Genomic DNA, 16090 nt, shown 5'->3' on the forward strand with positions numbered 1-16090 from the left:
AGAAGTCGAATCTCTTCCAGCAACTCGAAGGAAAGTTTCTGGGCCTCGTCGATGATGAGCACGAAATTTTTTTGCTGCTGATAATTTTTCTTAAGGAAGTCCTCGAATTCAAACAAAAAATCCGCCTTGGATTTGAATTGCAGTTTTTTCTTCAGGGCCGAAGAGACGAGGTATTTCAGGAAATCATGAGGAGTGAGGACAGGATTTGAAAGGTACACATACTCTATGTCTTCATCCAGTTCCGAGAGGAGGGTCTGCACCATGGTAGTCTTTCCTGTTCCCACCTCTCCTGTCAGCAATATGAACCCCTTCCGCTCATGCACCCCATAACTCAAGAGAGCAAGGGCCTCCCTGTGACTCTCGCCGAGGTAGAGGTACCTTGCCGATGGATTCAGGTTGAACGGTTTTTCCTTGAGGCCGTAATATTCAGTATACATAAGATTCTTCAGAATTTAAGGATCCAAGAGGCCAAGTGATTCTTCTAAGAAGCCATCCCTCGTATCCACACCTTCCACTCGAACCCTTTCTTACAGCAGGGTTCAAGGGTCCAAGGGGTCAAGGGGCCAAGTGACTCTCCCAAAAAACCATCCCTCGTATCGGAACTTCCTCACTTGAACCCTCGAACCCTAGACCACTCGGACCCTTTCTTTTACAACAGCCGGCTCAACATCATCCGTGTAAGATATGCTGTCCTGTCAAGCCCCTTAAAAGCCACAACAATACCTGCAAAGCAAAGAATAAAACCTACCGCAATAGAGAGGCCCATCAGCAGGCCTTTTCGTTTCATGGCCCTGCGTTCCGCCTCAGTGTATCGGATCGGCATGCTGAGCAGGACTGGGAGTCCCAGGGCCTGCTCCAGTTCATCCGGGTCTTTGAAGGATGTATCCAGCATCTCCACGAGATACCCTGTTCCAATCCCGAGCCCGACGGCGAGAACCAGGGTCAGCAAGAAAATTCTGGGAATGTCGGGTTCCACAGGCAATTCCGGCATCCTCGCAGGGTCAAGAACCGTGAACTGCTCACCTTTCTGTTTTCTTTCCATGCTGACGGCGATCTCCGCCTCCAGCTTTCTGTTCAGCACCGAATTATAGATATTCCTGAGGTTGTCATAGTCTCTTTTCAAAGAAAGGAGTTCCTGTTCCCGCTTGGGAGTATTTTCCACATAAGTCTGGTACCTGGCGATCTGGGCCTTGGTTTTCGCGATCTCTGAGCGCAAGGCGGATATTTCCAGGACCAACTCCCTCAACTGCTTCTCCATGGGAGTCTCTTCCGCCGGACCTTTCTTTATCGTTTCGGCGGGTCCACCCGGGCCACCCTGCTGTCGCTGCTCGATATCGGCGATCATCTTTTTCAACCGGATCACATCAGGATGGTTCTCGGTGTATTTCGCCTGGAGTGCTGCAAGCTGGTTCCGAAGGACCGTTATGTCCCTGGGAACCCCTTCTCCTGACTTGGAGACCACCACTTCAGACTCCCGGATCCGCCGACCGGCCTCCGCTATCTCTTTCTGCAACATGATTCTCCGGTTTTCGGCATCCCGGAGATTGTTCTGTAGTTGATCCAGTTGCCCCTGGAGCCGTTCAAGGATCTTGAGGTTGGAGTCCAGTTGCTCGGGAAGCCCTCCCATGTACCGCTCCCGGTAATCCTTGAGTTCCTGTTCTTTCTGGTCGAGTTTTCTCTTGAGTCCGGCCAGCTCATCAGCCAGAAAATCCGATGTGCCAAGGGCCTGTGCCTCCCGGATCTTGAGATTTTCGGTGATAAAATTGGAGGCAAGGGCATTGGTGACTACCATGGCGGTTTTCGGATCACTGTCCCGGAAAGCTATTGTGAAGGCTCCGGCCTCCTTTCTTCTCCCCCCCCTGCTCACCTCTATGTTGATCCGCTTTCTCATTCTCTCGACTTTCTCAAACAAGGAGATATCTCCGTCCTGGAAGAGATGATACTGCTTGATGATTTTTTCCAGGTTGGTGCGACTCATCACCTGCTGAGAGATGGTCATCAATCTTGAGTCCAGGTCGGTCGAAACGATCTCCTGGACGTAATTTTCCGGGACCTTTTGGCGTTGAACCAGAATCAGGGTCTCGGCTTCGTAAATACTGGGAGCCCATAAAATGTAAGAAAAACCTCCGAGGACAACCAGGAGAAAGGGGATGATCATCCAGTACTTTCGCCGGTCTGCCATGTCCAGGTATCTCGTAAGATCAAATTGTTCCATGAATAACCTCGATGGAAATCAACCGCCATTCCAATCTGAACGGCTTGAGGGTTCAGAGGGGCAAGGGTTCAAGTGAATCATTTTACTGAAATCCTTTTCCTTCACTCGACTCCTGGACCCATTGGATCCTTGAACCCTGACTTATACGAGGGTCCGAGGGGCCAAGGGGTCAAGTGAAAAAGCGTAGAGGCTGGCTTATAAGCCTCCAACAACCACTTGAACCCTAATCAAAAAACGATCGAACTAAAGTCTTCGCCTGAAGCCGCAGATTTCTAGCATTCCCAGAATAGGCATCAAAATAAAGTCCCATCCCCGGCAATCTATTGAGAAACCGGTTTTTCATGCCGAGGAATTACTTCATATTCCTATGTTTCGGCAAAACTTAAAGCTAACTTTAACTGGAAATAACTATAACACAATCAGGGTGTATACGGTAGGGAACATTGATTGATTCTGGTTGGCGTTTTTGACTGGTCGTATCATTGAGTGCACATGAATTCCTTCGATATCTAACCGATTAAAAGGATTCAAGGGGTCAAGGGGTCAAGGGGCCAAGTGATTCCCCCAAAAACCATCCCTCGTATCGGAACTTTCTCACTTGAACCCTCGAACCCTAGACCACTCGGACCCTCTCTTACAACAGGATTCAAGGGGTCAAGGGGCCTAGGGGTCAAGTGATTCCCCTAAAAACCATCCCTCGTATCGGAACTTCTTCACTTGAACCCTCGAACCCTCGGCCACTCGAACCCTCTCTTACAACAGGATTCAAGGATCCAAGGGGCCTAGGGGCCAAGTGGTTCTCCCCAAAAACCATCCCTCGTATCGGAACTTCCTCACTTGAACCCTCGAACCCTAGACCACTCGGACCCTCTCTTATGGACCCTTTCTTATTCTGTCTACCATCTGAAAAGCCGACTGCCCCTGAGTGTCAACATTACCTTGTTGACCGTGTAGTCCTCCGTATTGATATCGTCGTCCCTATCAGCTCGGCTGTAATCAAGAGAAAGGGCAAACCATCGCATAAAATTCCAACTCAGGCCGAGATTTCCCCGGAAGGTATTCCACTTCCTGTTGCTCTGGTCCTCCTTGTCCCATCTGAATCGAGCCCCTGCGTTTGCGGACAGGGATTCCAGGAGTTGGTAGTGCATCGTGACTCCCCCGCTCCGAAACCGGGTGAATCCTCTTCTTTCCGCATCCTGATAGGATTCACTCCAGCCCCCCTGCCCAATCAATTGAACATCACCCCGCTCAAAACGCCGGCTTAAAGAGACGCTGTAATCAAGCCCACTTTCATCAGGAGTTCGAGTATTTTTCTGGACAAAATAGCCCGCGCTGGCCGTCAAGGTCGTATTGGGAGAAAATGTATGGGTGATTCCGACATTCCCGTCATGGACATCATAATCCTCGGAATTCCCTTCAAAATCCCGTGTGGAATAAGTATAACTTACGAAACCGGTGCTATGTGGATTAAAGCGGTGCAGGTACTTGATTCCTGACTCATACCCATCATAGTCATCGCCAGGTTGAGAGGTGTCGTCCCGCCAGAAATCCGCCTTTATGTACCGGCCGGTCAATTCCAGGCCGTGCTTTTCATTGAACCAATACGTGAGGGTACTGAAGGCGTTCTGGCTCAGGCTGTCATCGATGGTGAGATCTTCATTCTCCAGGCGGGATTGCCCGTAACCGACTGAAAGGACGTTTTCGGGGCCGAAGGTGAATCGCAGGGTAACATTGCCGTTGTTTCGCCAGTAAGTATTCCGGGTATTCCTTACGCCCTGGATATCTTCCTGTTCTTCAATGGGCTCTTCCGATCTCGTATAAGAATCCGAAAAGACCAACTCCAGATTCGGTCCCAGTTCATGTCGGAGATTCAGCCGGCCGGAATGCCTGACGGTATCGTTCCGGCTGTACTTATTATAACGCACAAAGGAGGGGGAATAATGAAGTGCCAGTTCTGTCTTCTCTGAGCGCAGGGAGAGATCGAACCCCGGTGAAACCGACGTGATATAATCCGATCGTTCATTCGTGCTGTTCAGGTAAATATTGTCATTGTAAGTTTCGCTTACCGTGATGCTGGGAGTGAAATCGACCTGATTTCCACAAAAGGAGACCGGCGGCGCCAGTAAGCAGCCCAGTATTACCGGGAACCAAATGAAGAGAACCTTCCTGACCGATGAAACTCGATCCTTGCTCATCTTTCCCCCTCCTCTTTGCCTTACACTCCTATGTTTACCCCCCAGACCTTCCTCAGGGGACCACAATCGTATCACCCGGTTTTAAAATTACATTCTGTTCGATATTTTTTCCCGCAATGTATTCCTTGTAATTGAAATGAAGCTGGGTCTCCTTGCCCCCTTCTCTTCGAATAATCAGGACGTTTTTCTCATCCGCCCATTCCGCAAAACCACCCGCGTTGGAGAGGGCTTGCAAAACCGTCATGTCGGGCGCCAGACCGTAAGGTCCGGGTCTGACCACCTTCCCGATAGTATAGATGATTCGGCTTCTACTCTCTTTGACAATCACTGTAACTTCAGGTGCCGTGATATAGTTCTTTAGTTTCTCGGTGATGGTATCTTTCAACTCAGTAACGGTTTTTCCTTCCGCCATGATCTCACCGATCAAGGGAAATGTAATCCTGCCATCAGGCATCACTGTGATATCCCTGGTAAGCTCCGTTTCCTTCCACACGAAAATGTTCAGGAGATCGTTGGGGCCGATGAGGTAATGTGAGTCCCCGTCCTTGGGCTGGGACTGGGCGGCGGCTTGAATCAAAGGAAAGGTGGTGAGAAAGCAAAAAACGGCCAAAATAATCCCCAAAGAAAATCTCTTTTTGCTGTTCTTCCGGTGTTTCATCGGCTGCTGTTCTTCCGGTGTTTCATCGGCTGGTTCACCTCCTCATCGGGGATTTGATGTATCATTAAATGCAACGAATCAACTCCCCTGGGGTTTTTCTATACCCAGATTGATTACCTTGTACCACAATGCCTTATAACTGATTTTTAAAATTTTTGCAGCCTCAGTTTTGTTCCATCCCGTCATTCTCAATGCGTGAAGGATTGCCTTCCTCTCAATATACTCAGTAGCCTTTCGCTTGACTTCCTTTAGGGCCAAAGGCCCCTTTTCCGACTCATCTCCCGGGACCAGTGCCTCAGCCGGTTGTGCCGAGGAATCTCCACCCCCCGCGCCCACCTCACCGATGATATTCCTTTCCAGCCCTTCGGATATCGTCTTCGGGTCATCCCCTATGACCAACTTAAGGATCGTACTGGAGAGTTCCCTAACATTGCCGGGCCAAGAGTACCTCAAAAAGAGGTCCATCATTTTACTATCGATCCCGGATATGCCACCGAAACCCAATTCTTTCCTGTATTTCTCCAGAAAGTAATCCGCCAGCAGGGGAATGTCTTCTTTCCTTTCCCTCAAGGGAGGCAACTCGACCCGAATGATATTCAGTCGGTAATAGAGATCTTCCCTGAAAAGGCCCTTCTTGATATTGCGGGAAAGATCCTGATTTGTGGAGGAAATCACCCAGGTATTGACTCTGACATCCTGCGTTCCACCAAGTCGGGTAAATTCTCCACTCTGAAGGACCTGCAATAACTTGGCCTGTAACACCATCGGCATATCGCCGATCTCGTCCAGGAAAATCACCCCATCGGATGCAAGCTCGAATTTTCCGGGCTTGCGCCGTTCCGCCCCTGTGAAAGCCCCCTTCTCATAGCCAAACAGTTCGCTTTCCAGCAGGGCATGGGGCAAAGCAGCACAATTCACCTTCACGAAGGGGTTCTCTCTCCTGGAAGAGGCCCCATGAAGCAGCCGGGCAACCACTTCCTTTCCTGTACCGGTTTCTCCCAAAATAAGGACGCTCAGGGCCGTATCCGACACGACCCGGATCAGTTCGCGGATTTTCTGGATCGAGGGATGGTTCCCCAGCAACTGGTGTTCCATGATGTGGTAATTTTTTTCATATTATTCGACACTTGTCAATCGAGAATGAATATTGGCAGGAAAAACCTGGGCTGAAACGGTAGTTTCAGAGGTTAAAAAGGGGGGAACAAATATGCGAATCAATAAGCTACTATCGATTGAAGCCGATAGCTCGAGACCTTCGAAAAATGCCCCCTTTTGCCCAATCTTCCGCCTTCGCCAAGGCTACGGCGTGACCAGGCTGCGTCAGGCTCAAACCGGGGACCCACCCGTTGGGTGGGGAGTCCAAGTGAAGCGCGGACAAATTTTAATCCTCGAAATACTCGATGTATTCCTGTGGTTAAAATTTTCGCCTTCCTTGACCTTGAACAAAATTGAACGTTTTTCAAAGGTCTCAGCTCTAAGGCCGAGGGTTCAAGGGGAAATCATCTTTCCTTAAATCCCGATTTCTCACTCGACCTCTGGAATCCTTGCACCCTGACTTATCCAGGGTCCGAGGGGCCCCAGAAAAAAATACATATAAACCAGCTTAATTGGCCCTACAACAATCACTCGGCCACTTGAACCCTATTATAAAAACGATCGAACTAAAGTCTTCGCCTGAAGGCGCGGGTTTCTCCCATTCCCAAAATGGGACATTAAAAATCGGAGCATAGAAGGAATCCCCATGCACTCCTTCGTTCTCCCTGTCGCCTGCGGTCCTTCCCACTTCGATAATCCTGGAGATTCACGAGTTCACCTTGTTTTTGCCTTCGGTCCATACCACACCTGCGATCCGTTCCACTCCTCCTATCGGGAATCTTTCTTCGATCTTCTCCAGAGCGTCTTTCAGGGATATATCCCGCATAAGAAAAACGCCGGCGGTCCATCCCGGAACGCCTCCCGCCATTGTCAACAAGGTTGAACACTACCTGCTGCTCGCTCACGGTTTTAAATCCCTTCCCGCATCTCATAAACATTTAAAAAATCATTTACCTTAATTCTGTAAAGTTTAAATATATCCATCGCCTCTGCCTTTGGATGAATCATTTTGTGTATTGGAGGGGTATATTGAAATACCTCCCAATGCCTGCCACAGCAATGTTAGTCGCCCCACCCTCGCCTCGCCCTTCACCCGGTCGGAGTTGATGAAAAGAACTAACATGGGCCTCCCCTCATCTTCCAAAACAGGACCGGATTACCGTTGCTTTCATTTTTATTGAGCAACACCCGTGCCATCCTGTCCGGGATACGAAGAAAAGGTCTAGCCAAATATCTTTTGAATAATAAAATAGTTGCAGAAAAAAACAAGAGGTAAAACAGGGTATTCCGATTCCGCCGAGTTAGTGTGGAAATAATTGCCGCTTTTTTGTGAAATGATATCTCATGAAATAGTATTTTTTTTCATAAAAACAGACAGGGGCAAATCCGGGGTTAGATGTGAATTTTTAGAGGATTCAAGGGTTCAAGGGGCCGAGGGGTCAAGTGAAGGACTGACAAACATAAGGATTTCGACAACTGGATAGATTAGAGGGGACCAAATACATGACCAAGTCACTTACAAAACCTTTGCACCCTCGAACCCTTTCTTTTGTCAAGGCGTAAGGCCGAATTCATCGATCCGGTTCAAGAGAGTCTTGTAACTTACTTTCAATAATGCAGCCGCCTTTTTCCTGTTCCATTGCGTCTTTTTCAAGGCCTCAAGAATGGCCTTGCTCTCCGCTTCCGAGATGTATTCCTTGGTAATTTTCTTGAGGGAAAAATCCTCATCCTTGAATGCGTTCATCAACTTTTCGTCGTCCCATAGTTCCGGAAACACGCCACCGTCTGGATAAGGGACCTTGTCCTGATCGTCGGGTTCCTCCTGGGACACCTCAAGCTCCTGGAAGATGAACCTCCAATCCCTGAGGACAATAGCCCTTCGAACGACGTTTTCCAGCTCCCTTACGTTTCCGGGCCACCCGTAAGACCGGAGGTAATCTACTACCTCTGAAGGAACATCCAATAGTTCCTTCCTGAACTCGTAACAATACTTGTTCAGAAAATAGTGGGTCAGAATCGGGATATCCTCCCTCCGTTCCCTCAATAACGGGGCGTGGATCCGGGCCACGTCCAGGCGGTAAAACAGATCTTTTCTGAACTCACCCTCCCGCACCTTTTGTTCCAGATTTGAATTAGTAGCTGCCACGACTCTCGCATCAATGACCTTGTCCCTCGTATCACCCAACCGCGAAAAAACTTTTTCTTCTAAAACCTGCAACAGTTTTACCTGGAGGGGCAAGGAGAGATCTCCGATCTCGTCTATAAAAAGCGTCCCCCCATCAGCCAGCTCGAATCTTCCAGGTTTATCCTGGTGGGCCCCGGTGAAAGCCCCCTTTTGAAAACCAAAGATTTCACTCTCCAGGAGATCGTCCGGCAGGGCGCTACAGTTAATTTTGACCAAGGGACCGCTTCTTCGGAGGGAATAGCGATGGATGGATCTCGCGATCAATTCCTTTCCTGTACCGCTTTCCCCGGTGATTAGTACGGTAATGTCCTTATCCGCCACCCGGCGGATCTTTTTCCTGATTTCTGAAATCGCCCGGGATCCCCCCACGAGGATCGGAAACTCCATATCAGTACTCTCCCGGGCGATCTTTTCTTCCTCAAGCGCCTCTCGAAGAATCCCATGGATTGCATCTGGAGCGGGATTTACGGGCAGAATGTGGACACCCTCAAAAGCCATGTCTTCCGTACTACCCGGCAATTTTCCCTTCCCGCCAAGGACCAGTATCGGCATAAATACATTCAGGATCTTCAACTTGTGGATACATTCACCCAGCACCCGCCTACCAAGACTCGGGCCAAGAACGGCCGCGTCCGGACCCGCCACTTCAACTTCACTCACAGTAATGGAAGGCTCTCCTTCAAAAACAGACTCAAAACCTGCCGCCCTCAAAAGAGCCATGATCTTGTGGCGCACCAACAGGTCAGGCTCGATAAGCAGGATTTTGGTCTCGTTCATCATGGTCAAGCCTCGCTAGTGATTAAGCCCTTCACCCTTCCAGGGCCCTGGAAATCGTGTGGCTGAGTTCTTCGATTCCGCAAGGTTTTGTCAAATAGCCTTTGATCCGGCCCTTGATCTCATCCGTTATTCCGTCAGGGCCTGACTCCTCGTAGCCGGAAACGATAATGATCCGGGCGTTCTGATCCGTTTTCATGATCTCGTTGATGCAAGCCAGCCCGTCCATCTCAGGCATGCTCCTGTCCATAAGCACCAGGTCGGGCGCCACCTTCGGATAATTACGAACTGCCTCAAGGGGTTTCTCAAATGGGATCGTCTGGTAGCCCAGACTACGAGTCAGGTTGGACAAAGCTTCCAGGGTGGTGGGTTCGTCATCTACGATCAGGATCTTCTGGCCTTGGCCCATCTTTAATTGCTTCGGGGGTTTCTCTTCCTGCACATTTGATGGTTTAACGGGAGGGAGAGTGATAGTGAATTCAGTGCCTTCTCCCGGCTTGGAGGAAACGGAAATCGTGCCCTTGTGTTCTTCTATGATGCCATGGGTGGTGGACAATCCAAGGCCGGTTCCCTTCCCCACTTCCTTGAGCGTGAAAAAGGGATCAAACACCTTTTCAATGGTCTCCTGATCCATGCCATGGCCCGTATCCCTGACCCTGGCCACCACTCTGCCGTTGACCCGCTTGGCTTCCACCGCCAACACGCCCCCCCCGGGCATGGCATCCCTTGCATTGGTGAAAAGGTTCATAAAAACCTGGCTCAGGAGCGACTGGTTTCCCGCCACGAAAAGTCCTTTCTCCAGGTTCACCCTGATTTCGATATTCTTATCAAACACCTTTTTGATTATCTCACAGGTCTTGGAAATCACTTCTGAGAGGTCCACGTCCGTTATCTGGTATCCGTCCCCCCGTCTTGAAAAGTGAAGCAGGTTGTTTATGAGGTCTACGCCTTTTTCTACCGAGTCGTAGATGTTTTTTGCCAGTTCTTTGACTTCCTGGTTTTCTCCGTACAAGAGTTCCAGGTATTCAACATTTCCCGAGATGGCCTGGAGGATGTTCCTGAAATTATGGGCCGTTCCGCCTGCAAAGGCCCCGATGGATTCCATTTTTTGGGATACAAGGAGCTGCCTTTGGAGGGCCTTTTGTTCTTCCTCAGCCTTCCTCTTGTCCGTAACGTCATCGAAAATCGCAACAATTTCCCCGGAAGGCAGCCGGTAAACATCATATTCTCTCCAGCACATCTTTTCCCTATCCTGCTGGAAGGTCAAGGAATAATGCTCCGGCTTTCCGGTACGCCAAACGTTCCTGAACACTTCGAACAGTCCGCTTTCACGAAGCACAGGGAAGACTTCGGATACCTGCTTTCCCAGGACATCGACTTTTCTGACCTTCTCTATCCGTTCATTGGCTCGATTCAGATCCAGGATAAGGAAGTCCTTCCCTCCTTCGATAACCTTGAAAACCGCTACACCGCTCCTCATATTGTCAAATATGGCCTTGAACCGGGCTTCACTTTTTCTAAGCCGTCTCTCTGTCTCCTTGAGACTTCGTGTTCTCTCCTCAACAAGTTTCTCTGCATCAGCATAAAGCAAAGCGTTTTCAATGGCGACGGCTGCGGGTCCGCTCAAGGCTATCAACAAAGAAATATCCTCTTTCCTGAAACCGTATGGTTTTTTCAAAGAGTCTACATAGATTACCCCCCTGATACTGGAGCGGCTGATCAAAGGGACGCACATGACGCTCCGGATATTCATCAGGATCATGCTGCGGGACGGATCAGGAGTCTCACCATCCAGGGTATCCATAAAACTTACCGGTCTCCTTTCCCTGATCACTCGTTGCACGATGGTCCTGCTGAAAGTCCTTTCCAGGTCTTTTTCTCCTGTGACTGATTTTGCGATGACCTTGGATATCTTTCCGGTTTTGCTATCCACCAGAATGATGGCTCCTCTGTCGATCCGCTTGAGAAGCTCAAAGATCGCATGAAGCACTTTTTCAAGGATCGTATTGATATCCAGAGATTCCATCAAGGCGTTGGATACCTTGTATATAAGTTCCAGGTTCTTGGGAGAAGTAGCCGGACGGTTGAAAAGGCCGGTGTCATCCAGATCTTCAGCCACAAAATCATATTTCTCTCTGCTTATCGAGTCCTTGGAAAGAGCTTTCCCGATGGACAGAACCAGATTCCCCAGCCTTATCGGCACCCCTTCGCCGATCTCGCACTCCTTTCCAGGGACCATGGGTTTCGACCCGATAAAGGTGCCGTTCGTGCTCTCAAGGTCGATCCCGAAAAAATGCTCACCCCTCTTGATGATCTCCAAATGCTTCCGGGAGACCGATTTGTCAGACAAGAAGACATGGTTTTCCCTGGAGCGGCCTATAAGAACTCTATCTTCAGACAAGGCGTAAATCTTGCCCTTCTCGGAGCCGTTCATCAAGAAAATCTTCATCATGAAGTCAGCCCTCCGTGAATATAAAACTGCTTTCAGGAAACTCGCCCCAAAAGAGCTTCGATGTGCTGCTTGAGATCTGCTATTCGAACGGGTTTGGCCAGCACAAGATCGGCCCGCTTCTCAATGGCGGCTGCTTCGGGTTCCCGGCCATAGCCCGTAATGGCAATGACGGGCAAATCGGGGTTCTTTTCCTTCAAGGCCGTGACCACCCCAACACCGCTTACGTAAGGCATGACGATGTCCGTGATGACAAGATCATAGCCGCCGGCCTCAAGTTTTTTCAGGCCCTCCATCCCATCGGATGCGCTAATCACCTCATAACCGAGGTATTCAAGGTGTTTGATAAGCATCGCCAGGACATCGGGATCGTCCTCGATGATCAGAATGACCTTCTTTCCTTCCTTTCCCATGTATTTCTACCTTCCCCGGGATTTTATCCGATTAAAATTTTCTAAAAATGCAAGGTCTTTGTCCTGGGTATTCTTGGTCCCAACGGCCACCACGGTGATCTTTGCATCCGAATTTTTCTGGAAATAAAGCCTTCCGGAGTAAGCAAATTCTGTCTCGAGAATATTCATCTTCCCCCTCTTGCCAAAAACCTTTCGCTTCACGGGGACTGCGGAATCGTCCTCGTTTAGTTTGTGGATGATTTCCTCGGCCTTGATCTGGACTTCATCGGGGAGAGATACAAAACCTTCCAAGGCCCGTTCGGTGAAAGCGAGGTTCTTGTAAAGCACTCGGAATCTCTTGTCCGTTATATCCGATTTTTTTTTCCTTTTCTTGGGCTTCTGAGACTTTTCCTTGACATTGAGCAACTCTTCCCTGAGTTCCCGGACCTGGTTTTCCATCTCCTCCTTGCGCCGTTTTTGAGATTCCAGTCCGGCCTCCAACTTTTCCATTTCTTCAAGAAGACCGTCGATGTCCTTGGAAAGGCCCTCCTTGTCTTCCCTCAGCTTCTCAATCCGCTCCTGATAGGACTTCTCATGGGCCTTCACTTCGGAGAGATTGGATTCAGCTACCTTCAATTGCTCCGAGAGGTGCCGGACCATCTTCTCCTGTTCCGCCGCCTGCTTCTCCGCAACCAGCATTCCCTTACGGATGAAGGCGCGAAGGATCAGTGCCGCGGTCAATACGTAAAGAACCAGCACACCATTGGACAGCCAACTGTTATGCTTTATTCGGAGATCCACAGACAACACCAGTCCATCGTTGAGGATCCGGTAATTTTCTGCAGCAACCTCCGTATAATCAAGGGGCTTCCTGGAAAATAGAGTCAATCCGTCCGGCCCCTCCAGACTCGTACCCTCATCCTGGAACCCCCCTGGATAAAGGATATGACCATCCCGGGTTTTGACCAGGATACTCATCTGTATTCCCAGGGAATACATAAAATTATGGCGCAGGTAAGCTTCTATATTCCGGTTGACCTCTTCTCTGACACTGTACCGGCCTTCAAAAAGGGCCTCCTGGTTTTGAATGAGGATGCCGTTCAACTCGGCGGTTTCACGGCTTTTAAGCCATCCTTCCAGGCCCTGCAGGGTCAGAATATAGGCCAGGGGAGGCAGAAGGACGCAAAGAAAAAGAACTTTGAAAGGGAAACGCTTCATGGACCCGGCAATCCCCTCAAGAAGAGGCTCCTGATGCTTCCAGTTCTTTCAACAACCGCCGTGCCTTATCCGAACCCTCGAAATTCGGGTCAAGTTCAAGGGCTTTTTGCAGGTATTCTCTAGCCTCCCTTTCCTTTTCGCTCTTGTAATAGGCCATACCCAGGTGATAGTTAACCATCGCATTGTCCGGCTGGTACTGTAGGCTGTCCTTCAGTTCGGCAATCGCGTTGAGATAGCTGCCCTTCTTATAGTATACCCACCCAAGCGTATCCATCACATTCGGGTTCTTGGGCATCTTTTCCTTGGCCATTTGGGCATATTTGAGGGCCTCGTCAAGGTTACCACCCCTCTTGACAAGATTCCAAGCCAGGTTATTGGCGGCGGGGGCGAAATTTTCATTGATTTCAAGGGCTTTTCGATAATAGGCCTCAGCCTTGGCCCCCTCCCCCTTTTGGTCATAAATCGTCCCCAGGGTCATATATCCGGGGACGAAATCAGGCTTTTTTTTCAAAATAGTCTCGTATTGCTTTACTGCCTCATCCACATTTCCAGCCGCCATGTACAAACCGGCAAGGGCAATGTAAGGAGGCAGGAGAGATGGATCGAGTTCGACGGCTTTCTCGAAATGCCGCTTTGCGGATTCCAGGTCCTTTTTCCCCGCCATGATACGGCCTTGAAGATATTGAATGGAGGCCAGGAGTTTTGGTGTTCCCTTGACCTTTTCCGCATGACGACTGCAAAGCTCATAGGCCTCGTCCACTTTTTTGTCCCGAATATAGGCACCCACCAGCAAGTCCAAGGCCGTGATATTCTTGGGGTCCAGTTCCAGGGCCTTACGAAAACTTTCCATGGCCTTGGCGGGACGTTTGGTAAAGTTGTAAACGAGGCCAAGCTTGACGTACGCAGGGGCATAAGTCGGATTTACCTCCAGGGCCTTCCTGAAGGCTTTCTCTGCTCCAGTGGGGTTCTTTCCAATCATCTCCAGATTGCCCTGAAGAATGTATGCCTTGGGATTACGGGGAGATATCTTTAGTATGCTATCGATCTGCTCCCTCGCCAGATCCATCTCGTGGCCCCTGATATAGAAATCGGCCAAGATCATTCTAGCCCCAACCAGGCGGGGATTAAGTTCCACTGCTTTTACCAATGCCTTTTGGGCGAGATTCTTCTTGCCCTTGCCCAAAAGGGCCAGGGCCTTGTAATAATAGGCTCCGGCATGGCGGGGGGCGTCATGAATCACCGAATCAAATCTCTCAATCGCCTGGTCAAACTCCTTTCGGACCAAGTAGAGTCTTCCCTTCAGAAAATTAGCCCCGATATGCCCCTTGTCCTTTTCGAGAATCCGGTCAATCGTCTTTTCGGCCTCCGTCCATTTCTTGAACCTGAAATGAAGATCAGCCAGGCTCATGAGTATATTGACGTCGTCTTTCTTCAATGCCAGGGCACGATTCACGGCATCCAGGGCCTTTTCGTACGATCTCTGCCTGGCATAAAAGCCCGCCAGGGTCATGAGGGAGGTGACTTCTCCCTTGGGGGCGGACTCAACGGCCTTCTTGTAAGTCTTTTCGGCCTTTTTCCGCTCTCCTCTGCTCTCGTAAAACATGGCCAGGACATTCAGGCTCTGAGAATCAGAACCTGTTGTATTGATCATTTTCTTAAGCGTCTCTTCGGCCTTGTTCCACCGGCCCATGGAACCGTAAAGCCTGGATAGCTCGACATAAGCGACCCGTGAGGACGAATCCAACGAAAGGACCTTATGGTAGGCCTCCTCCGCTTTCTCCTTCTCTCCCTTCATCAGGTAAAGACGGGCTATCGAAAGACGCGCATGAAAACTCCTGGGATCGATCTCGATAACTTTTCCGAGTGTTTTCAATGCATTATCGATATCTTTTTCCTGGACCTGTATTCCGGCGAGCAATTTAAGGGCCTCGACATTGTCCGGGGATTTCTCCAGGATCTTGTCTACCTTCTTCTCCGCCTCATCCGGTTTTCTGGCGAGCAAATAGATCTGCCCCAGTTTGAGTTGGGCCTTCACATTTCCCGGGTTGGCCGAGACGGCCTGAGAAAATGCCTGGAAGGCCTGCCTACCTTGTTTCAGCCTCAAATAGACCTCTCCAAGCTCGTAATAGGCTGCATCGTGCTTGGGGTTCAATTGGACAACATTTTTGTACTCAATGACCGCCTTTTTCAACTCACCATCCCGGACATACTGCCTGGCCTTTTCAAGGTGTTTGGTTATTTTCTCTTCACTGCTCGCGCACCCTGAGGCTAAGGCCACTCCGGCGATCATCACAAGAATCCACAGGATCTTTCTTCGCCTGCTTCTGTTTTTCATTTTTCCCCCGTATATCGAATTCAAACCAAAATAAGATCCAAAATCAAAACTCACCTAATGAAGTAAAAAGTGAAGTCTCTTTTCTCCCAAAAAGCGGCGGCTTCAAGCGACTGAACTTGGCCTGCTGAATAAATCCAGCTCTCACTGCAGCCATACTGCTGTTTTCAAACAGCACTCATCGAGGCAAATCGGGGAAAAGCTTTGACTCGTGTCGAAGGGTATCCACTCGCAAGAGCCGCATTCATCCAATACCGAATCGACTCCTAATATATTTTTATCGTCAGAGAAACGCACAAAATAAAGTATAGCATGAAAAATTTGCAGGATTCAATTTTAGGCGCCGCGGGAAATTGCCAATCCGGAACGGACAAAACGAACCATTTATGGATGGCAGCCAAGCAATTTCGTATCATCTCCTATTCCACCCCCCCTTGAATTGAAACCATTTCCAGTCGGTGGGCTGGCAGATTCAAAAAGGGGACATGGAGCCCCACGAGTAAACCCGTGGTTATCCACCTTAGGCTTTGGGCGACATCACGCCGTAGCACAACAATTGTTTGCACATTCATCCACG

General features: G+C 49.6%; 10 protein-coding genes. All 10 read right to left on the bottom strand.

Annotation, left to right across the window (positions count from 1 at the left end):
* On the bottom strand, positions 1 to 437 hold a 437-nt coding region (locus JRF57_02960; protein MBW2302655.1), incomplete at its 3' end, for an AAA family ATPase.
* A gap of 212 nt (positions 438 to 649) precedes the next feature.
* Positions 650 to 2215 (bottom strand): protein GumC, encoded by a 1566-nt coding sequence (locus JRF57_02965; GenBank protein MBW2302656.1) that lies wholly within the window; start codon positions 2213 to 2215, stop codon positions 650 to 652.
* Between the two features lie 896 nt (positions 2216 to 3111).
* The gene (locus JRF57_02970) at positions 3112 to 4410 is read right to left on the bottom strand and encodes an outer membrane beta-barrel protein (GenBank protein ID MBW2302657.1); all 1299 of its coding nucleotides are present in this window, start codon (positions 4408 to 4410) and stop codon (positions 3112 to 3114) included.
* A 52-nt stretch (positions 4411 to 4462) separates the two neighbouring features.
* The gene (locus tag JRF57_02975; protein ID MBW2302658.1) at positions 4463 to 5068 is read right to left on the bottom strand and encodes a polysaccharide biosynthesis/export family protein; all 606 of its coding nucleotides are present in this window, start codon (positions 5066 to 5068) and stop codon (positions 4463 to 4465) included.
* A 78-nt stretch (positions 5069 to 5146) separates the two neighbouring features.
* Positions 5147 to 6163, bottom strand: a complete 1017-nt coding sequence (locus JRF57_02980) for a sigma-54-dependent Fis family transcriptional regulator (protein MBW2302659.1) — start codon at positions 6161 to 6163, stop codon at positions 5147 to 5149.
* A 1552-nt stretch (positions 6164 to 7715) separates the two neighbouring features.
* Positions 7716 to 9128, bottom strand: coding sequence for a sigma-54-dependent Fis family transcriptional regulator (locus JRF57_02985; GenBank protein MBW2302660.1), 1413 nt, complete (start codon positions 9126 to 9128; stop codon positions 7716 to 7718).
* 28 nt (positions 9129 to 9156) lie between these two features.
* Positions 9157 to 11574 carry a response regulator gene (locus JRF57_02990; protein MBW2302661.1) on the bottom strand — a complete coding sequence of 806 codons (2418 nt, stop codon included), beginning with the start codon at positions 11572 to 11574 and terminating at the stop codon, positions 9157 to 9159.
* 32 nt (positions 11575 to 11606) lie between these two features.
* Positions 11607 to 11984: a response regulator gene (locus JRF57_02995; protein MBW2302662.1), complete on the bottom strand. Its 378-nt coding sequence runs from the start codon at positions 11982 to 11984 to the stop codon at positions 11607 to 11609.
* Between the two features lie 6 nt (positions 11985 to 11990).
* Complete coding sequence (locus tag JRF57_03000) at positions 11991 to 13181, bottom strand: hypothetical protein (protein MBW2302663.1); 1191 nt, start codon at positions 13179 to 13181, stop codon at positions 11991 to 11993.
* A 16-nt stretch (positions 13182 to 13197) separates the two neighbouring features.
* A complete protein-coding gene (locus JRF57_03005; GenBank protein ID MBW2302664.1) occupies positions 13198 to 15516 on the bottom strand; it encodes a tetratricopeptide repeat protein in 2319 nt (772 codons plus the stop codon).
* Positions 15517 to 16090: the final 574 nt, after the last annotated feature.

This window comes from Deltaproteobacteria bacterium, assembly GCA_019310525.1.
GTDB lineage: Bacteria > Desulfobacterota > DSM-4660 > Desulfatiglandales > HGW-15 > JAFDEE01.